Consider the following 19,024-nt stretch of genomic DNA (forward strand, 5'->3'; position numbering starts at 1 on the left):
GGCTGTAACGGCCAGCGCAGTGCTCACCTGAATTTCATGGCGCGATCCGCGAGAAACGGTTGTCCAACGATCAGCGGTCAACTCTTTGACCCTATGGCAACCGGTGGCAAATTAGTGGACATTTAGCGCCATGAATCTGGAGAAGAGCCCATGAGCAAAAAAGTTGCAGTGATACTTTCCGGCTGCGGCGTCTATGACGGTGCCGAGATCCACGAAAGCGTGATCACTCTGCTGCGCCTGGATCAGCGCGGCGCACAGGTGCAATGCTTCGCCCCCAACATCGCGCAATTGCATGTGATCAACCACCTGACCGGTGAGGAGATGCCTGAGGCGCGTAATGTCCTGGTGGAATCGGCGCGCATTGCCCGTGGCCAGGTCAAGGACATCCGTGAGGCCAATGCCGAAGACTTCGACGCACTGATCGTGCCCGGTGGTTTTGGTGCAGCGAAGAACCTCTCCAACTTCGCCATCGAAGGTGCCGGCTGCAGCCTGCAACCGGAAGTCCTGGCACTGGCCGAGGCCTTTGCCGAAGCCGGTAAACCTGTGGGTTTGATCTGCATTTCCCCGGCGCTGGCGGCCAAAATTTACGGCCCGGGCGTCACCTGCACCATCGGCAACGACGCCGATACTGCTGCGGCCATGACCAAAATGGGCGCCACTCACACCGACTGCGCCGTCACAGACATCGTCGAAGACAAGGCGCGCAAACTGGTCAGCACACCTGCCTACATGCTCGCGCAGTCAATCAGCGAGGCCGCCTCCGGCATCAACAAGCTGGTGGACCGGGTGCTGGAACTGACCCACGAAAACGACGCTTGAGCATCAGCCTTTGCGACTGAGCCGAGTGAGAATCCGGTCCAGCGCATTGGCAAATGCCTGTTTCTCCCGCTCGCCAAACGGCGCCGGTCCGCCGCTCATCTGCCCCTGCTCGCGCAGGTCGGTAAACAGATTGCGCACGGCCAGGCGCTCGCCCATGTTCTGCGCATCGAACTCCTTTCCCCGTGGGTCCAGAGCAGCAACGCCCTTTTTGACCAGACGATCGGCCAATGGCACATCGCTGCAGATCACCAACTCACCGGGCACCGCGTGCTCCACCAGATAGTCATCCGCCGCATCCGGGCCGCTGGGCACCACGATCAGCTTGACCAACGCCAGTGCGGGCTTGGTCTGCGGCTGGCCGGCCACCAGCACGACCTCGAACTGGCGCTTGAGGGCGAACTTTACCACCAGATCCTTCGCTGCCCGTGGGCAAGCGTCGGCATCGATCCATACACGCACGGTGTTCTCCTCTGTAATGAACTACGCCGTCGCCCGACGCTTCTCGGCCATACGACTGCGGCTGTACAGCACGACGATAGCCACAATCGCCAGCACCTGCGCACTGAGCGAGTAAGCATCAGCGTGAATCCCCAGCCAGTCGAAATCGAAGAACGGCACTGGCCGGGTGCCGAAGATCCCGGCTTCCTGCAGAGCTTTCACACCATGCCCGGCAAACACCACCGACAGCGCACAGAGCAGCCCGGCGTTGATCGAGAAGAACAGCGCCAGCGGCAACTTCGCCGAGCCGCGCAAAATCACCCAGGCCAGGCCAATCAGCAGTACGAAGGCGGTTGCACCACCGGCCAGCACCGCGTTATGTCCGGCGGGACCGGCTTGCAGCCACAGGGTTTCGTAGAACAGGATCACTTCGAACAGTTCACGGTATACCGAGAAGAACGCCAGGATCGCGAAGCCGAAACGCCCACCCCCGCCCACCAGGCTGCTCTTGATGTAATCCTGCCAGGCCGCTGCGTGGCGCCGGTCGTGCATCCACACCCCGAGCCACAGCACCATCACACTGGCGAACAGCGCCGTGGCACCTTCGAGCAGTTCACGCTGAGCGCCGCTGACGTCGATTACATAGGCCGCCAAGGCCCAGGTCCCCAGGCCAGCAAGCAAGGCCAGGCCCCAGCCGACGTTGACGCTGCGCACCGCCGACTGCTGGCCGGTGTTGCGCAGGAACGCGAGGATAGCCGCCAGGACCAGAATCGCTTCCAGGCCTTCGCGCAGCAGAATCAACAGACCGGAGATGTAACTCAGCGACCAGCTCAGGCCATCGCCACCGAGCAGGCCGGCGGATTCCTTGAGCTTGGCCTTGGCCGTGTCCAGGCGCTGCTGGGCCTGCTCCACCGGCAAGCCGTCCTGAAGTGACTGACGGTAGGCCATCAGCGCCTTTTCGGTGTCCTTGCGCACGTTGGCGTCGACGTTATCCAGCGAGCTTTCAACCAGCTCGAAGCCTTCCAGATAAGCCGCCACCGACAGATCGTAGGCCTGGTCGTGATCGCCAGCCCGGTACGCGGCAATGCTCTTGTCCAGGGTCGCGGCGGTGTAATCAAGCAACTGCGCCGGGCCACGCTGGACCTGAGGTGGCTGGGCTCGCTGCGCACGGAAAGTAGCTGCTGCTTCAGGCCCTTCGGCCGCCAGTACTTCTGCCGGGGTCTGACGGGCCAGATCGGCAAGGTTGAAGGTCTTCGTACTTTTTACCGCCGCCGGGTCGGCGGTGAAGCCAGCGATGTAGGTTGCCAGATCCCAACGCTGGCGTTCATCCAGCTGATCGGCAAACGACGGCATGTCCGTGCCCTCGATGCCCTGCCCCAGGGTGCTGTAGATCGCGTAGAGGCTCAGGCGGTCCTGACGGGCGCGATCCTGCAGGTTCGCCGGCGGCGGCTCCAGGCCGACACCGGCAGGGCCGTCACCAGCACCGCTGGCGCCATGGCAGACCGCGCAGTTCTGCGCATACAGCGGCGCGCCGCGTGCCGGGTCAGGAGTGATGATAGGCGCCTGACTGACCTCATAGGCCACCGCCAGCTTCGCCCCCAGTTGCCGCGCCTGACGGGCGACCGTCGCACCGTCCTGGCGCTCGTCGACAGCCTTGGTCAACGCCGCCAGCCCCTGCTCCAGTTCAGGCTTCTGCGGATTGGCCGGTAATCCGCCGACAAAACCCTGCAGCGAGTTCAGGAACTCGAGCTGCTCCTGGTATTCAGCGCTATCGATCACCTTGCCCGCTTCGACCGTCGCCGGGTAATCGGCGCCAATGTAGTCGAGGACATGCAGGGCTTGTGGGGCACCTTCCACGGTGTCGGCCAGCAGGTTGGAACTGCACAGCGCAAGCAACGGGAGGACCAGCCAGGCCAGGAAACGGGACGGCGCAGTCATGAATGAATCTCATTTGGTAATACGAAGTTACATATTGTTCACTTCGAATGAGTTTCACTCAAGCTTTGTCGGTCAATGGCGTGCGTTTTCAGGTGCCGAGAATGAGAAAGGCGACCCAGAGTCGCCTTTCATTGAAGCGGGATGGTTCAGACCACGGCTTTGCGCAGGGTCGCCATGAACGCAGCGGCACCAATGAACAGACCCGCGAAGGTGCGATTCATGCGTTTCTGCTGCTTTGGCGTGCGCAGCAGGCGCAACACCTTGGAGGCAAGTCCGGTGTATCCGGCCATCACGATCAGATCAACACAGATCATGGTCGCCCCGAGGATCAGGTACTGCGTCACCAAGGGAGCATGCGGATCGATGAATTGCGGCAGCACCGCCAACATGAACACCAGCGCCTTGGGATTACTGATGTTTACCAGGAAACCCCGGAATACCAGTGCCATGGGTTTGCCGATCGGGCGCATCGCCGCGTCACCGCTCATGTCACTGGGCAGCGCCTTCCATTGCTTGACGGCGAGATACACCAGATACGCCACGCCGAACCATTTGATCGCATAGAAGGCAGTCGCCGATGTCGCGAGGATCGCGCCGACGCCGGCGGCGACAATGGCAATCTGTAGCGCCAGGCCCAATTGCAGGCCGAGGGCATTCCAATAGCCGCGCCAGAAACCGTAGCGCAGGCCGCTGGACATCGACGCAATGGCGCCGGCGCCCGGAGAAAGACTGATTACCCAGCAGGCGGCAAAAAAAGCCAGCCACGTTTCCAACACCATCGCACACCTCGCCTCACACGCTTGTCAGTTGTCTAAGCTAATGCGCCAGCCGGCGAATGACTATCGATTTTTTACCGGAAATGTCCGCTGCCGACCAGCGACAGCGGGCGTGCGACTACTTCTCGAAGCCGCTGGACGGCAATACGTCGCTGCCGCGCCAGCGCCGGACCGAGCGCTGGAAGAACAGGCTGTTGGGCACTTGCACCATGGCGCTGCCGGTGCCGGCCTCTTCCGCCTCGATCAGTGTGGTGTACAGCAGGTTGATCGCGACCACCCGGCCTTTGACGCCGGGCTTGTCGGTGGTGTCCACCAACTCGACCACATCACCCAGGCGAAAGGGCCCGACGGTGAAGATCAGGATTGCGCACAGCAGGTTGGACAGCACGCTCCACATGGCGAAAAACGCCACGGCCGCAACCGCGACGAAACCCGAGAGCGCGGTCCACAGCACCGTCGCTGAAACGCCGAGGCGCTCCAGGACAAAGATCAACGCGCTGCCCATGATCAGCCAGCGCAGACCACCACGCAGCGGCATCAGCAACTGCGGTGGAAACGGATAACGCTCACCCAGACGGGTCAGCCCCTTGGCTACGAAGCGCTGCGCCAGGTAGCCCGCCAGCAGAATCAGGAGGATTTGCAGGCCAAGCCACAGCGGCTCGATCCACACCGCCGGCAAGGGCAGCTTGAACGCCTCGATCACGACAGCGCCTCCAGCTCCGCCTGCATGCTTTCCAGCAGTTCCAGCGCTTCCATCCAGGCTTCTTCAAGCTCCGCTTCGCGGACCTTCAAGCGGGCCTGTTCGGCCAGCAGGTCACGCAATTCATTCTTGCGCGCCGGCTCGTAGATATCGCTGTCACCCAGGCTTGCATCGACTTTCGCCAACTTCTCGTGGAGCTTGCCCAATTCGGCTTCGAGCTTGTCGGCCTCTCGCTTGTGCGGTGCCAGTTGCTGACGCAACGCAGCCGCGGCCTGGCGCTGGGCCTTCTTGTCAGTCTTGTCCGGATTGACCGGCGTCGTGCTCACCGGCGCATTGCGCTGACGATACTCGACCAGCCAACGGGCGTAGTCTTCCAGGTCGCCGTCGAACTCTTCGACCTTGCCGTCGGCCACCAGGAAAAAGTTGTCAGTGGTGCTCTTGAGCAGATGACGGTCGTGGGAGACCACCAGAACCGCGCCACTGAATTCCTGCAGGGCCATGGTCAGCGCCAGGCGCATTTCCAGGTCCAGGTGGTTGGTCGGTTCGTCGAGCAACAGCAGGTTAGGCCGTTCCCAGGCGATCAGTGCCAGCGCCAGGCGGGCCTTTTCACCACCGGAGAAGTTGAGCACCGGTTCGTCGATTCGCGCACCGCGGAAGTCGAAGCCACCAAGAAAGTCGCGCAGAGTCTGTTCGCGCTCGGTCGGCGCCAGGCGCTGCAGGTGCAGCAAGGGGCTGGCCTTGGCGTCCAGCGAGTCCAACTGGTGCTGGGCAAAGTAGCCGACCACCGTGTTCTCGCCACGGGTCAGGCGCCCAGCCAGCGGTGATAGTTCGCCGGCAAGGTTCTTGATCAGGGTCGACTTGCCGGCGCCGTTGGGGCCGAGCAGGCCGATCCGCGCGCCCGGGGTCAACTGCAGTTTGACCTTCTCCAGGATGGTCTTGTCGCCGTAACCCAAGCGGGCATCGGACAGGTCAATCAAGGGGCTGGAGATCTTCGTCGACTCGCGGAACACGAAGTCGAACGGCGAATCGACGTGAGCCGCCGACAGTTCCTCCATCCGCTCCAACGCCTTGATCCGGCTCTGGGCCTGACGGGCCTTGGTGGCCTGGGCCTTGAACCGGGCGATGTAGCTTTCCATGTGCGCCCGTTGCGCCTGCTGCTTCTCGTAGGCCTGTTGCTGCTGAGCCAGACGCTCGGCACGGGCCCGTTCAAACGCCGTGTAGCCACCGCGGTACAGGGTGATCTTGCGCTGATCGACGTGGGCCACATGATCGACCACGGCGTCGAGGAAGTCGCGGTCGTGAGAAATCAGCAGCAGGGTGCCGGGGTAGCTCTTGAGCCACTCTTCCAGCCAGATGATGGCGTCGAGGTCCAAGTGGTTGGTCGGTTCGTCAAGCAGCAACAAGTCCGACGGACACATCAAGGCCTGCGCCAGGTTCAGACGCATCCGCCAGCCACCGGAGAAATCTCCGACGCGACGATCCGTCTGTTCGTTGGTGAAGCCCAGCCCCGCCAGCAGCTTGCGCGCGCGCGCATCGGCGGTGTAGCCGTCGGCACTGTCGAGCTCGGCGTGCAGGCGCGCCTGGGCGGCACCATCGTGGGCAGCTTCGGCGGCGGCGAGGTCGCGCTGGACCTCGCGCAGGCGCAGGTCACCATCGAGCACGTAGTCGACCGCCAGGCGATCCAGCGTATCGACCTCCTGGCGCATGTGGGCGATACGCCAATCTGCCGGCAGGAAGCAGTCGCCCGAGTCCGGGTGCAGTTCACCTCGAAGCAAGGCAAACAGGCTCGATTTGCCGGCGCCATTGGCACCGATCAGGCCGGCTTTGTGGCCGGCGTGCAGGGTCAGCTCGGCGTCTTCTAGCAGACGTTGCGGGCCACGCTGTAAAGTCAGGTTCTGAAGTCGAATCATAATGGCGGCGGAGTCTACCAGCTTCGCTCGCAACTGGCGCGAGTAGCACTATGTCCTCTGACCTGTGGAGCTTTTCCCTCGACACCTATGCAAGGCCGGGCATCGAGCCCATTTGCCTGCGACTGCAGGATACCGGCGCCAATGTTTGCCTGTTGTTGTGTGCGGCCTGGCTGGGCGAGCGCGGCGTCGCCTGCACTGCGCAGCGCTTGCAACAACTGGTGCACGTGGCACAGCCCTGGTACACCGATGTGGTCCAGCCCCTTCGTGAATTGCGCAGGCAATGGAAAGTAGCGGCCGTGACGGATGCCTCGATCAGCGCCCTGCGCGCGCAAATCAAAACCATGGAGCTGGAAGCGGAGAAACAGTTGTTGGTGCGCCTGGAGAATTCGGCGCGGAAATGGCCAGGGGGTGAGAGAAATGACCTGATCTTATGGCTGGAAGGTACGGCGGCGGACGCCGCCAACCTTGATCGCGACGCGCTGCATCAGCTGCGCGTCGCGTTGACCGAGGCTTAGGAAGCGCTTGTCGGTGTGCTGGTGGCGCTGGCGGCCGGTGCAGGCGAGGCAGCTGGAGCGCTGGCGGCCGACGCCGAGGCTGGCGCTGGTGCAGGCGAAGTCGCTGGTGCTGGAGTCGCTGGCTTGGCGGCGACAGGTGCGGCTGCCGGTTTGGCAGCAGCCGGTTTAGCGGCGGCGGGCTTTTTCACTGCTGGTTTTGCAGTTGGTTTAGCTGCAGGTTTAGCGGCGGCTGGCTTCGCAGCTGCGGGTTTGGCTGCGGGTTTCGCAGCACTGGCAGCAGCAGGCTTGGCGGCTGGTTTCGCAGCGCTGGCAGCGGCAGGCTTCACAGCCGGTTTAGCCGCTGGCTTGGCGGCAGCCTTGGCCGGAGCTTTGGCAGCAACAGCCTTGGCTACTGGTTTGGCAGCCGGTTTCGCAACAGCGGTTTTAGCCGCGGGCTTGGCCGCTGCAGTCTTGGCTGCAGTCTTGGCTGCGGGTTTGGCGGCGGCAGTTTTCGCCACAGGCTTGGCGGCGGCTTTTGCAGGCGCCTTGGCAGCAACCGGTTTGGCGGCGGCCGTCCTGGCAGCAGGTTTGGCTGCAGCGGCTTTAGCCGGTGCCTTGGCTACAGGCTTGGCTGCAGCGGTTTTAGCCGGTGCCTTGGCTGCAGGCTTGGCGGCGGTTTTGGCAGGCGCCTTGGCGGCTGGTTTGGCAGCCGGTTTTTTTGCCGCAGCGGCAGTTGCAGGCTTGGCCGCGCGCAGGGTCAATGCCTTGCCAACTGCCTCTTTAACCCGACCCACACCTTGGGCCAGTTTCAAGCTTTCCTGAGCATCGCGCTTGAGTTGCAGAATGTAGTTACGAGTATCGGATTGACGCTTCTGGAGGGCATCGAGCAGGTCTTCCAGCTCCTTGACCGCACCCTTGGCCTTGGCCTGCGCCTTGGCTTTTCCGGACGTAGCGGCGTCCTGCAATTTGGTGCGGGACTTGTGCAGTTTTTCCTGTGCTTTAACGCGTTGCTTTTCCAGTTTGGCGAGCAGTTTTTCAGCATCAGCCAAGGCTTGCGAACAAGCAGTTTCCAAATGTTCGAGCAGGCTGCCCGAGAGCTGTTGGAGTAAATGCAACGGAGTATTTACAGGCTTCTTATTGGCCGACATGGTTTACCTCCTGGCTGACGTGAGTGCGGCTCATACTAGACCTCTGCTGCTACCGCCGCTAGGGCATGTTGACAGTATCGATTGCCATGGGTTGCACGAAACCGAAAATGTTCTGCCCCAAGCACAAAGCAGTTCTGCGAACTGCCCTTTCGCGCTGGCATAATCCTGCACATTCCAAGCCGGAGAACGCCCATGTCGCGTTTGCTTTTTTTACCTTTGTGCGTGGTTTTTTCGATGGCGCAGGCCGCAGAAAAAAATCCGCAGAATGACGCCCACGATCTTGCTTACAGCCTGGGTGCAAGCTTGGGTGAACGCTTGCGGCAGGAGGTTCCGGACTTGCAAATTCAGGCGTTGCTCGAAGGTCTGCAACAGGCTTATCAGGGCAAACCCCTGGCGCTTGATGATCGACGCATCGAGCAGCTTTTGGCTGCACATGAAGCGCGCATGGCCGAGCAGCCCAACCAACCGAAAAGTGAAATTGCGCTACAGGAAGAGCAGCGTTTTTTAACGACGGAAAAAGCCAGGCCCGGTGTCACGGTATTGGCCGACGGCATCCTGCTGACGAAGTGGGTGGCAGGTCATGGCGACACCGCCGGTGCCCATGGCAAGGTCCAGGTCCGCTACATCGGCAGGCTGCCTGATGGCAGCGTGTTCGACCAGAACGATCAGGCCCAATGGTTCAGTCTCGACAGTGTGATCCCTGGCTGGCGCACAGCGCTGAAGGACATGCCGGTGGGCGCGAAATGGCGGCTGGTCATCCCCTCTGCGCAGGCGTATGGCGCCGAGGGTGCAGGCGATCTCATTGCGCCCTTTACACCGCTGGTATTTGAAGTGGAGTTGTTGGACATCTCTGGCTGAGAATCCATAAACGAAAAACGGTGCGTCATGCGCACCGTTCCAGGGTCTTGTCGATCAGGCTCAGGCTTGTGCCGGAGCTTCTTCCTTGTGCGCCGTGTGCAGCACTTCGATCAGGCAGTCTTCGAGCTCGAAACGCTCATGCAGCAAGCCACCCAGCTCCTTGAATTTCTCGGCGACACACTTGCCTTCGTCGCACAGATCGTTGAACGCCAGCAGCTTTTCAGTGATGACATCGATGCGTGGGTAGAGGGTCTCGGCCAGCTCCAGACCACGCTTGTCGTTGAAGGCTTTTGCCTCACCGGTGAGCTGCTCGTAGATTTCGAAATGGCCCGCCGATACATAGTCGACCAGCACGCCACAGAACTCCAGCAATGGCTTTTGCTCTTTACTCAGGGTCTCAGGCTTGGAGCCGAGAGCATCATAGGCCCGAACCAGTTCGTGACGCTCCTGCAACCAGCGATCGATCAGCAGATGCACTCCACCCCAGCGTTCCTGAGCATTCTGACAACTTTCGAGCATGGTGATCTCTCTTCCCTTGTGGGTAATGCCGCCCTACTTACCGCAAGACTTGAGTATCAAGGTTCGGCCGGGCGAAGCACCGTCGAGCAACATAAATCCAATGACGCGTGCGGGCCAGATTATGCTCGCACGCCAACTGCTACAAGGTACGCAGGAGATAAAGTTCATACAAGTGTTTAATCGCCCTGTGGGCGGCAGTGCGACGACTCGTCGCTGGATGGGTGCTGAAAGGCGCTGCAGACCATCCGAAGGGTTTGATAGCCACTGAGGATCGACACCGAGACAAAAAACATCAGACTCCATTCGGCGATGCTCAGGTCAAACAGCGACCAGGAAATCCGCGCACAGTCCACAGTTCCCTCGAACATCAGTCGGAGCAGGCACACTAGTGGCATCTCTCTGGAAAACTCCTGGGCGTCCGGTGAGCATGCAATCAGTTGCGACACAGGATCGTTTTGCAGCACCACCTGGCGCCAGGCGATAGCCATGCCTGCGCTGGCGCTGATCAGGCTCGCCAGCCAATACAAACCACTGCCCAGGCGACGCGGACCATGCACCGCTGCGATCATGCACACGAGCATCAACAGCAGCAGGCACAGACGCTGCAACATGCACAGGCCACACGCTTTGAGTCCGACTGCATACTCCAGATAATACGAACCGCCCAACACCACGGCCGCCGCCAGGAAAGCCATGAAAAACAACGATCGTGAGCCGGCCAAGGACATGGCTTATCCGTAAAAGAAGAGACAGACAGTTACGGTAGAGGAAAGCGCTGCGGCCTTTCAAGGAGGGTCAGCGCCATGAATTCGACACGATCGTAGGGAAATGCCGACAGGTTTGACAGGAAAACGTGTAGTCCCTCGTAAGACTCTGCCTACGACATACACACTGAAGCAGATACGGCGCGTTTCAGGTAGCAGGTTCGCCCGTTCGGACGAGCCTGCATCCATGTAATCCTACACGCGAGCGGGAACGGGCAAGGGTGACGCCAGTAGGCGCTCATCCAGCAACCCCAGGCCTTCCTGAAAAAGCTGGTTGCTGCGCTCGGTGTCCCCCAGTTGAGCCAGCAATCGAGCAAGCTCGGCGCAAGCTTCGGGATTGCGCTGCAAGCGCAGGCTGCTTTCCAGATAGTCCCGCGCCTTGCCCCACAGACTGGTTTGCAGGCACAGCCGCCCAAGGGTCAACAACAGGCTTGGGTCGTTCGGATGATCCTTTAACCAAGCCTCGGCGGTTTGCAGCTGTCGCGCCGGATCACTGCCGCGCAGCAAACCGTACAAACGTGCCAGATGGCTATCGTAATGACGCTTGAGTGCGGTGCGCAGAACTTCCTCGGCTTCAACTTCGGCGCCCAATTGGCGCAACTGTTCGGCATACGCCAGCACCAACTGAGGTTCCTGGCGTTGAGCCGAGGTGAGCTGTTGCCAGGCGCGGTTGAGCGACTGCAGGCCGACCGCACCGCTATCGTCCCGATGCGCCGCGAGGCTGAGATTTTCACCCCAGGCCCGCCGCTCCAATTCTGCCAACTCACTGGCAGGCAGCGCCTTGTCCTTGCGCAATTCGGGCAACAAGCGAATCACTGACGACCAGTCACCGCGCTGCTGATGCAGGCGCTGCAACTGACGCAATACCTGCACGCTATGGGGATGACGCTCATGCATCGCTACCAGAGTGGTCAGGGCACCGTCGGTATCGCCACGGTCGGTCTGCAATTGCGCATGACTCAAGGCAATTGCCAACTCGGCCTGAGGCTGGCGCTCCAACGCTCGCTCCAGCAGGTTGTCGCACTCCTCGTAGCGCCCTTGCTCATTGGCCGCCCGGGCAGCCCCCAGGTAATACAGCAATGGTTGACGCTCGGCTTCGGCGGCGCGCTGCAGATGGCGCTGTGCGCTGGCCCAGCGACCTTCCGCGAGATCCAGCTGGCCATGTTCGATTGCCACCTGTACTCGCCGGCTGCGATTTCGATTGGACCACGGATTGACCACACCGCTGGAGACGGCCACCAACTCGATCAATGCTTTGACGCCCCACAGCACCAGCCAGATTACCGCCAGCAACAGCAAGGTCGCCCAGAGGCTCGACTCATAGCGAAAGGAGTTGTAGGCAATCAACACGTAACCGGCGTGCTGGGCGATCGCCAGGCCGAGGGCTCCGGCGGCTGCTATGACCAGAAACACAATGATGTAGAGGCGCTTCATTGGCGGGTCTCCGACGTGGCTCCGGCAGCCTTGGCAGCGGGCTTGACCGACTCCTCGGCATTCACGTTACGGCGTTCGAGGTAGCCCTGGACTGCGCTTAGTGTGGTCGCCAGATCCGGGGTGAGCACCGTGACAGGCTGCTGACTCAGTTCACCGATCTGCTCAAGCATGACTTTGCTTTGCGGGTTGTCCTGATTGAAGCTGCCCTTGAGCACGTCACGAGCTTCCGCCAGCGCCTGGGTGTAGACCGGCGCCTGCCCATTGAGCGCGGCCCACTGCGCTTGCTCGAGTGCCAGGCTCAACGCAAGGCGCACCTGGGTCAGGCTCTGGCCGGCGAGCAACGGACGAATATTCTTGTCGGCGCCGAAATCGATGCGGATGTAGCGCGAGATCTGATCCCACCATTGCGCCCAGCGACTGGCACCATCGCCATCGGCGGTCAGCCCCAGCAAGGACTCACCGCGATCGTGGTACTCCGGCGCCAGCTCGGTCAGTTCGGTGACCTGATCACGCAGCGCCCCCAGCTTGAGGAACAGCCCGGTGCGGTCGGGCTGCTCGGTACTGCGCAGAGCCGCCAGACTCTTGGCGATCTGCTCACGTGCAGCGAAAGAGCCCGGATCGTTTTGCTCACGGAGGATTTCGTCCGCCCCCTGGACCAGCGCCTGGGCGCTGCTGATGTCCTGCAGTGCCGAGAGGCGCAAGCTGGCTAGGCGCAACAAGTGCTCGGCTTCGGCCAGGCGCCAGTCCTTGCGGCTGGCGCCGAGCACCGTTTCCAGACGCTGATTGAGTCGTTGCTGGTCACCCTGCAACTGCGCGACCAAGCGGCGCCGCTCTTCCAGTTCTTCGGCTGCCGGCAATTGCTCCAGGCGCGCCGACAGGCGTTGCTCGTTGAGTTTCAGACTCTGCGACTGGTCACTCAGCGCCTGCAACTGCCCCAATTGCTGCTGGGTGTTGGCGTGCAGCGTGCGCACCTGCCAGACACCCCAGCCGCCGACGGCAACGCCTGCGGCGCCTACCAGCAACGCCACAAGCGCCAGGCCATTGCCCCGGCGCGGTGCCGGGCTGTTTACGGGTTCAACCGGCACGTCGAGCGCGGGTTGCAGGTCATCTTTTGGCAAGGCTGTTTCGCTCACGTATCCATCCTTTGCATTAGAGAACGGGTCGGGTTTCCCGCAACGCCGTCAGCAAAGCCGTGGCACTGGCACCACGACAATCCACAACTAGTTTGGCGCCTGCCAATCGCGCCATCTCGGCGACCCTGGGGCTGGGAACGAACAACGGCAACCGCGCCAGCGCCGGCCAGGCTTCACCTGCCATTTGCCGCAGGTGCTCAAAACCCTGTCCACTGCTGACCACCAGGCCGTTCAAGCGTTCCGCCGCAATCCGCTCGGGCAAGACTCCGGACGCATAAGGCGGCAGGCTACGCCGGTACACTTCCAGGTAATCGACACTAGCACCTTGCTCACGCAAACGCTCAGCCAGCAGTTCACGCCCGCCCTCCCCGCGCAGGATCAACACGCGCGCGTCGGGCCGGGAGATTGCCTGGCGCAATGACTCCATCGCCAGCAAGGCTTCGCTGTCGTCGCCTTGCGTCGGGAAACCCACCTGCAGCCCGTGCTCCTGGAGTACCTGCGCAGTCGCCGCGCCGACACTGAACCACTGCAGGTGCGGCAGCCGTGGCCATGCCGGTGCGATCAAGGCAAGTCCCATGCGGGCGGCCGGCTTGCTGACCACGATCACCGCGCAATAACGATCCAGGTGCTCGATCACTTTGCGCATTGTGGCAGAGGCCGAAACCGGCTCCATTTCCAAAAGCGGCAGGCTGCTGCTGAAAATCCCCTCTCGCGCCAAAAAAGCCGCCAGCGCCGCAGAGTCTTCCGTCGGGCGCGTTAGCAGCAAGCGCCAGCCTGTCACTCGTGCCCCGCCTCACCGTAGACCGCTTTCAGAATAGTGTCGGCCCCCTGGTTCAACAGATCTTCGGCGACTTTCACGCCTAAAGCTTCGGCATCGCCACGTGGGGCCCGAGCCTCGGCATTAAGCAAAAGAGTGCCATTCGGGTCACCTACCAGGCCACGCAGCCAGACCTGCTCACCCTCGAGCACGGCATAGCAGGCAATCGGCACCTGGCAGCCACCGTTGAGGTGCTTGTTCAGCGCGCGCTCGGCACTCACACGGGTCGCAGTGTCCTGATGATGCAGCGGCGCCAGCAGGGCGTGGATTTCACTGTCGGCACTGCGGCATTCGATACCCACCGCGCCCTGGCCACCGGCAGGCAGACTGTCGTCGACGCTGATCGAGGAGCTGATGCGATCTTCGAAGCCCAGGCGGATCAGCCCGGCAGCCGCAAGAATGATTGCGTCGTACTCACCCGCATCCAGTTTGGCCAGGCGAGTGTTGACGTTGCCACGCAGGAAGCGGATCTGCAGGTCCGGTCGGCGGCTCAGCAACTGGGTCTGGCGGCGCAAGCTGGAAGTACCCACCACACTGCCCTGGGGCAGCGCCTCAAGACTGGCGTAGGTATTGGAAACAAACGCGTCGCGCGGGTCTTCGCGCTCGCAGATGCAATACAAGCCTAGTCCTTGCGGGAAGTCCATGGGTACGTCTTTCATGGAGTGCACAGCGATGTCGGCTTCGTTTTCAAGCAGCGCGGTTTCCAGCTCCTTGACGAACAGGCCTTTGCCACCGATTTTCGACAGGGGCGAGTCCAGCAGCTTGTCGCCGCGACTGACCATGGGTACTAGCGTCACGATCAGGCCGGGGTGAGCCTGCTCCAGACGAGCCTTGACGTATTCGGCCTGCCACAAGGCCAGGGCACTTTTGCGGGTAGCGATGCGGATTTCGCGAGGGGACATGGATCAATCCGTACTGAATAGATACGGCGGATAATAACAGCTCAGCCAAATTCGCTTTGACTTGTATCAGGGGCAACGTGGCCTCCCTGGCCTGACATGCCCGGAAAAGGGATCTGAAAACCGCGTGCGGCTCGCGGTTTAAAGCTGCTGCATCATCTTGCGCACGCCAGCGACATGGCGCCGACTGACAATCAGCGCATCACCGTTCAGACCTTTGAGAAACAGCTGGAAATGCCCGAGCGGAGTCCGTTGCAGACGCTCGATTCGCTCGCGCGCCACCAGCGCATTGCGGTGGATACGCACGAAGCGGTCGCCGAACTCGTCCTCCAGCGCCTTGAGCGGCTCGTCGAGCAGAACCTCGCCACCTTCATGGCGCAAGGTCACATACTTGTGATCGGCAATGAAATAGACGACCTGTGCCAAGGGAATCAGCTCAATACCTTTGCGGGTTCGAGCACTGATGTGACTGCGCGGCCCGCTGCCGCTTTCCGCTGCTGGCCGGGTCAGGGCCGCGAGTTGCACGCGATTGGGGCGCTCGGCCTTTTTCAGGGCTTCGAGCAGCAGCTCGGCACGGACCGGCTTGACCAGATAGCCCATTGCACTGGCTTGCAGGGCCTCAATGGGAAATTCTTCCTGGGCGGCGCAGAACACCACCGCTGGCGGGGCCTCTCGTTCGCACAGGCGAGCGGCCACTTGTAACCCGTCGAGGCCAGGCATGCGCACATCAAGCAGCACGATATCGGGCTTCAGGCTGTCGATCAGGGTCAACGCCTCTTCGCCGTTCGTGGCGCTGGGCTCCAGGACGTTGTATCCCTCGAGCTCACTGACCATACGGCTCAGGCGCTCGCGGGCTTGGGGTTCGTCATCAACGATCAGGACATTCATATTGCGCTGGATTCCTGCGTGAGTCTCGCACAAGGATAGCGTAGACAGGTGAAGTGACATCCGTCACCGCGATCCACGCTAAGACTAGCGCGAGCGCCGAAAAGTGCCGCACGTCGGACAGCAATATTTATCAGTGTCGGTGTGGCAGCGTGAAAACTCAGTCCTGGCGAGTCAGTACTGCAGGGAATGTTGATAGCCACCATGTACACCCCCGCTCTTCAACTGTCGGCCTGGAGTCGGGCCGGCGCGCACCTGAAACGCACAATCACGCGGCCCCTATCGTCCAACTGTAGACGTTCGCCGTGCCAACCGTCGGCAATTGACAAATATCGTTGCGCATTCCCGGCGACAGCCCGTGCTGCAGGGCCGCGCAAAACAGCAAAAACCTGCTGACCAGTGTCACCGACACGATTGGCAACCCTGTTATTATCCGCCGCAGGTTTTCACGCCATTCTCCTTCAGCCGATCACGAGCGAATTCATGAGCACTGACAAGACCAATCAGTCCTGGGGCGGCCGCTTCAGTGAGCCCGTCGACGCCTTCGTCGCCCGCTTCACCGCCTCCGTCACTTTCGACCAGCGCCTGTATCGCCACGACATCATGGGCTCTATCGCCCATGCCACCATGCTGGCCAAGGTCGGTGTGCTGACCGATGCCGAGCGCGACAGCATCATCGAAGGCCTGAGCACCATCCAGGGCGAAATCGAGGCCGGCACCTTTGACTGGCGCATCGACCTGGAAGACGTGCACATGAACATCGAGGCGCGCCTGACCGACCGTATCGGCGTCACCGGTAAGAAGCTGCACACCGGTCGCAGCCGCAACGACCAGGTAGCCACCGACATTCGCCTGTGGCTGCGTGACGAGATCGACCTGATCCTCGCTGAAATCACCCGCCTGCAAAAAGGTCTGCTGGAACAGGCCGAGCGCGAGTCCGAGACCATCATGCCAGGCTTCACGCACCTGCAAACCGCCCAGCCGGTGACCTTCGGGCATCACATGCTGGCCTGGTTCGAGATGCTCAGCCGTGACTTTGAGCGTCTGGTCGACTGCCGCAAGCGAACCAACCGCATGCCCCTGGGCAGCGCCGCGCTGGCCGGCACCACTTACCCGATCGATCGTGAGCTGACCGCACAACTGCTGGGCTTCGACGCCGTCGGTGGCAACTCGCTGGATAACGTGTCCGATCGCGATTTCGCCATCGAGTTCTGCGCCGCCGCCAGCATCGCGATGATGCACCTGTCGCGCTTCTCCGAAGAGCTGGTGCTGTGGACCAGTGCGCAGTTCCAGTTCATTGATCTGCCGGATCGCTTCTGCACCGGCAGCTCGATCATGCCGCAAAAGAAAAACCCGGACGTGCCGGAGCTGGTACGCGGCAAGAGCGGCCGGGTGTTCGGCGCGCTGATGGGCCTGCTAACCCTGATGAAGGGCCAACCGCTGGCCTACAACAAGGACAACCAGGAAGACAAGGAGCCGCTGTTCGACGCCGCTGACACCCTGCGCGACTCGCTGCGGGCCTTTGCCGACATGATCCCGGCGATCAAGCCAAAGCACGCCATCATGCGTGAAGCGGCCTTGCGCGGTTTCTCCACCGCCACCGACCTGGCGGACTACCTGGTGCGTCGCGGCTTGCCATTCCGTGATTGCCACGAAATTGTCGGCCACGCGGTGAAATACGGCGTGGAGAGCGGCAAGGACCTCGCAGAGATGAGCCTGGAAGAACTGCGTCAATTCAGCGACCAGATCGAGCAGGACGTGTTTGCCGTGCTGACCCTGGAAGGCTCTGTGAACGCCCGCAACCACATAGGCGGCACCGCGCCGGCGCAGGTGAAGTTGGCGGTGGCACGCGGTCAGGCGTTGTTGGCCAGCCGATAAAACGTTCGCGGCGGTGTGACGATTCGACAAGCCCGCTCCCACAGATGCGATATCGACCTGTAGGAGCTGGCTTGCCAGCGAAAGCTATCCAAAAACCAGCCAAGCCCTATTTCTTGGCAGCTATCATCGCCAAAAACTCCGGCATCGCCGCATCCTTGTCTGCCCCAACCTTCTGCACATTCGGGTTCTGCTCCAGCCGCTCCAACAACGCCTTCGCCTGCGGCAACTCTGCCAGCACATCAATCCCGAATAACTTCTTCCCAACTCCATAAGCCAACGGCACGCTGTAGAGAAAATACAGATCCGCCAGGCTCAGGCTATCGCCCGCCACGTAGGGCGCAAATTTGCCATGTCGACCCAGGGCTGCAAACCCCAGGAGCAGTTCATTTTTAGCTTTTTCCTTGATGGCGTCAGGCACAGTCCCACCAAAAAACGCCTCGCCATAACAGGCGCGCGCTGGCAGTTCGATGTACAGCTCGATTTCCTTGGCCAGCGCCAGCACCTGCGAGCGCTCGAACGGCTCGGTCGGCAGCAGCGGCTTGCCCGTCTGGCTACTCTCGATATAGTCGAGGATCACCGCCGTCTCGTTGATATACCCCTGATCGGTGCCCAGCACCGGTACCTTGCCCCTCGGACTGATCGCCAGCGATTCAGACGATTGCGTCGGGTAGAACCTGACCTCTTCGAACGGCAGGCCTTTTTCCAGCAACGCCAGCTTGACCATGTTGTAGTAGTTGCTGACGGCGAATCCGTAAAGTTTGAGCATCACAAGCCTCCAGGCCGTGCGGGGTGGGCAGTGCCTGTTTATAGATCCCTCAAGCGGTTCTTGCCAGCAGCATCAGCGGGCTGAATACAGGTAAACTGGCGCTCTTTCCTTGAGGAGCCTGCCATGAGCGAGCCAACCGATATCGACAACGACGAAGAAGAGTTTGCCGAGACCACACTGGTCGAAGCGATCGAAAACCAGATCGAAAGCGACAACCCGCCCGCTGCGAAAGCGACATTCAACAAACTGACCCTGGTCGGTTACGAACATGACGACATTCTCAATCTGATGGCCCACGTCCTGGCCTACGAGATCGACGCCATGCTCGACGACGACCGCCCGTTCGACACCGAGTGGTACGAAACGGCCCTGCGCGCCCTGCCCGAGTTGCCGCCGGAAAAACAATAAGCCGACGCTCCCGCGACTCGCACCTCGCGAAATACCGGGAGCGAGCCTGAGCGCACGGTTCATCTGCGACGAAATGCTCTCAGCCAACACTGGACAGCCACGCCGAGTGAGTTCACCTTAGGGGCGCTTGAGTCTTATTCCTAGAAAGTCTGGAGTCCTTATGTCGCTTACCCCTGAGTTGGTTGCCGAACTGGAAATCCTTGCACTCTTCAACCTGGACAGTTCCCAGGAAGGCCTGAAAATTCATCAGACCGCTGCCCCGAAAGCGATTGCCGCCGCACAACGCCTGTACGAAAAAGAATTGATCGACCAACCCGATGGCGGTTACCTGACCAGCCTGGGACGTGACGCAGCGCAGAATGTGCAGACTGTACTGACCATCCTTTCTGTCGAAGAAACCGCATAAAGCCATCTGAATCGCCCACGGAAACCCCTGTGAC

At 61.3% G+C, this 19,024-nt stretch carries 20 protein-coding genes and 1 pseudogene; 6 read left to right on the plus strand and 15 right to left on the minus strand.

Annotated features, from left to right (window positions below; genetic code table 11):
- Nucleotides 1–150: 150 nt before the first annotated feature.
- Nucleotides 151–819: an isoprenoid biosynthesis glyoxalase ElbB gene (elbB, locus tag NR126_RS03290; RefSeq protein WP_027616877.1), complete on the plus strand. Its 669-nt coding sequence runs from the start codon at nucleotides 151–153 to the stop codon at nucleotides 817–819.
- A 3-nt stretch (nucleotides 820–822) separates the two neighbouring features.
- Here the strand turns inward: elbB and NR126_RS03295 are convergent, their stop codons facing one another.
- The 5 genes from NR126_RS03295 to NR126_RS03315 all read right to left on the minus strand — a co-directional run bounded on the left by NR126_RS03295 (nucleotide 823) and on the right by NR126_RS03315 (nucleotide 6,581).
- Nucleotides 823–1,278 carry a YaiI/YqxD family protein gene (locus NR126_RS03295; RefSeq protein ID WP_027616876.1) on the minus strand — a complete coding sequence of 152 codons (456 nt, stop codon included), beginning with the start codon at nucleotides 1,276–1,278 and terminating at the stop codon, nucleotides 823–825.
- Nucleotides 1,279–1,299: 21 nt separating this feature from the next.
- A complete protein-coding gene (locus tag NR126_RS03300) occupies nucleotides 1,300–3,195 on the minus strand; it encodes a cytochrome c/FTR1 family iron permease (protein ID WP_256829660.1) in 1,896 nt (631 codons plus the stop codon).
- A 146-nt stretch (nucleotides 3,196–3,341) separates the two neighbouring features.
- Nucleotides 3,342–3,974, minus strand: coding sequence for a LysE family transporter (locus NR126_RS03305; RefSeq protein ID WP_256829661.1), 633 nt, complete (start codon nucleotides 3,972–3,974; stop codon nucleotides 3,342–3,344).
- A 115-nt stretch (nucleotides 3,975–4,089) separates the two neighbouring features.
- Nucleotides 4,090–4,671, minus strand: coding sequence for a mechanosensitive ion channel family protein (locus NR126_RS03310; protein WP_256829812.1), 582 nt, complete (start codon nucleotides 4,669–4,671; stop codon nucleotides 4,090–4,092).
- A complete protein-coding gene (locus tag NR126_RS03315) occupies nucleotides 4,671–6,581 on the minus strand; it encodes an ATP-binding cassette domain-containing protein (protein WP_027616872.1) in 1,911 nt (636 codons plus the stop codon). Before NR126_RS03315 ends, NR126_RS03310 begins: the two co-directional genes overlap by 1 nt.
- Nucleotides 6,582–6,631: 50 nt before the next feature.
- Between NR126_RS03315 and NR126_RS03320 the strand changes: the two genes are divergently transcribed.
- Nucleotides 6,632–7,096 carry a TIGR02444 family protein gene (locus NR126_RS03320; protein ID WP_256829662.1) on the plus strand — a complete coding sequence of 155 codons (465 nt, stop codon included), beginning with the start codon at nucleotides 6,632–6,634 and terminating at the stop codon, nucleotides 7,094–7,096.
- Here NR126_RS03320 and NR126_RS03325 read toward each other — a convergent pair.
- Entirely contained in the window at nucleotides 7,093–8,223 is a 1,131-nt protein-coding gene (locus tag NR126_RS03325) for an AlgP family protein (protein WP_256829663.1), read from the minus strand. The two genes, NR126_RS03320 and NR126_RS03325, sit on opposite strands and share 4 nt — an antisense overlap.
- A gap of 192 nt (nucleotides 8,224–8,415) precedes the next feature.
- On the opposite strand from NR126_RS03325, the gene NR126_RS03330 reads away from it, so the two are divergent.
- Nucleotides 8,416–9,081 carry an FKBP-type peptidyl-prolyl cis-trans isomerase gene (locus NR126_RS03330; RefSeq protein WP_105753592.1) on the plus strand — a complete coding sequence of 222 codons (666 nt, stop codon included), beginning with the start codon at nucleotides 8,416–8,418 and terminating at the stop codon, nucleotides 9,079–9,081.
- A gap of 60 nt (nucleotides 9,082–9,141) precedes the next feature.
- Here NR126_RS03330 and NR126_RS03335 read toward each other — a convergent pair whose 3' ends face one another.
- The 8 genes and pseudogenes from NR126_RS03335 to NR126_RS28935 form a co-directional block, all read right to left on the minus strand.
- A complete protein-coding gene (locus tag NR126_RS03335) occupies nucleotides 9,142–9,600 on the minus strand; it encodes an Rsd/AlgQ family anti-sigma factor (protein ID WP_027616868.1) in 459 nt (152 codons plus the stop codon).
- A gap of 176 nt (nucleotides 9,601–9,776) precedes the next feature.
- Nucleotides 9,777–10,328, minus strand: coding sequence for a disulfide bond formation protein B (locus tag NR126_RS03340; RefSeq protein WP_105753591.1), 552 nt, complete (start codon nucleotides 10,326–10,328; stop codon nucleotides 9,777–9,779).
- A 231-nt stretch (nucleotides 10,329–10,559) separates the two neighbouring features.
- Entirely contained in the window at nucleotides 10,560–11,798 is a 1,239-nt protein-coding gene (locus NR126_RS03345) for a heme biosynthesis protein HemY (protein WP_027616866.1), read from the minus strand.
- The gene (locus tag NR126_RS03350; protein WP_256829664.1) at nucleotides 11,795–12,931 is read right to left on the minus strand and encodes a uroporphyrinogen-III C-methyltransferase; all 1,137 of its coding nucleotides are present in this window, start codon (nucleotides 12,929–12,931) and stop codon (nucleotides 11,795–11,797) included. The genes NR126_RS03345 and NR126_RS03350 overlap by 4 nt, the downstream gene beginning before the upstream one ends.
- 16 nt (nucleotides 12,932–12,947) lie before the next feature.
- Nucleotides 12,948–13,712 carry a uroporphyrinogen-III synthase gene (locus tag NR126_RS03355; protein WP_027616864.1) on the minus strand — a complete coding sequence of 255 codons (765 nt, stop codon included), beginning with the start codon at nucleotides 13,710–13,712 and terminating at the stop codon, nucleotides 12,948–12,950.
- A complete protein-coding gene (gene hemC, locus NR126_RS03360) occupies nucleotides 13,709–14,650 on the minus strand; it encodes a hydroxymethylbilane synthase (RefSeq protein ID WP_105753589.1) in 942 nt (313 codons plus the stop codon). Before hemC ends, NR126_RS03355 begins: the two co-directional genes overlap by 4 nt.
- A 138-nt stretch (nucleotides 14,651–14,788) precedes the next feature.
- Nucleotides 14,789–15,535 (minus strand): LytTR family DNA-binding domain-containing protein, encoded by a 747-nt coding sequence (locus NR126_RS03365; protein WP_105753588.1) that lies wholly within the window; start codon nucleotides 15,533–15,535, stop codon nucleotides 14,789–14,791.
- Nucleotides 15,532–15,669 (minus strand): annotated as a pseudogene (locus tag NR126_RS28935) (sensor histidine kinase); the annotation flags it as partial. The pseudogene NR126_RS28935 and the gene NR126_RS03365, both read right to left, overlap by 4 nt.
- A gap of 346 nt (nucleotides 15,670–16,015) precedes the next feature.
- On the opposite strand from NR126_RS28935, the gene argH reads away from it, so the two are divergent.
- Complete coding sequence (gene argH / locus NR126_RS03375; protein WP_027616861.1) at nucleotides 16,016–17,410, plus strand: argininosuccinate lyase; 1,395 nt, start codon at nucleotides 16,016–16,018, stop codon at nucleotides 17,408–17,410.
- A 106-nt stretch (nucleotides 17,411–17,516) separates the two neighbouring features.
- Here the strand turns inward: argH and NR126_RS03380 are convergent, their stop codons facing one another.
- Entirely contained in the window at nucleotides 17,517–18,176 is a 660-nt protein-coding gene (locus tag NR126_RS03380) for a glutathione S-transferase (RefSeq protein ID WP_256829665.1), read from the minus strand.
- A gap of 123 nt (nucleotides 18,177–18,299) precedes the next feature.
- Between NR126_RS03380 and NR126_RS03385 the strand changes: the two genes are divergently transcribed.
- Nucleotides 18,300–18,584 carry a hypothetical protein gene (locus NR126_RS03385; RefSeq protein ID WP_105753585.1) on the plus strand — a complete coding sequence of 95 codons (285 nt, stop codon included), beginning with the start codon at nucleotides 18,300–18,302 and terminating at the stop codon, nucleotides 18,582–18,584.
- Between the two features lie 160 nt (nucleotides 18,585–18,744).
- Nucleotides 18,745–18,990, plus strand: coding sequence for a TIGR02647 family protein (locus NR126_RS03390; protein WP_027616858.1), 246 nt, complete (start codon nucleotides 18,745–18,747; stop codon nucleotides 18,988–18,990).
- Nucleotides 18,991–19,024: the final 34 nt, after the last annotated feature.

It is taken from the genome of Pseudomonas sp. Pse1 (assembly GCF_024519635.1).
Taxonomy (GTDB): Bacteria; Pseudomonadota; Gammaproteobacteria; order Pseudomonadales; family Pseudomonadaceae; genus Aquipseudomonas.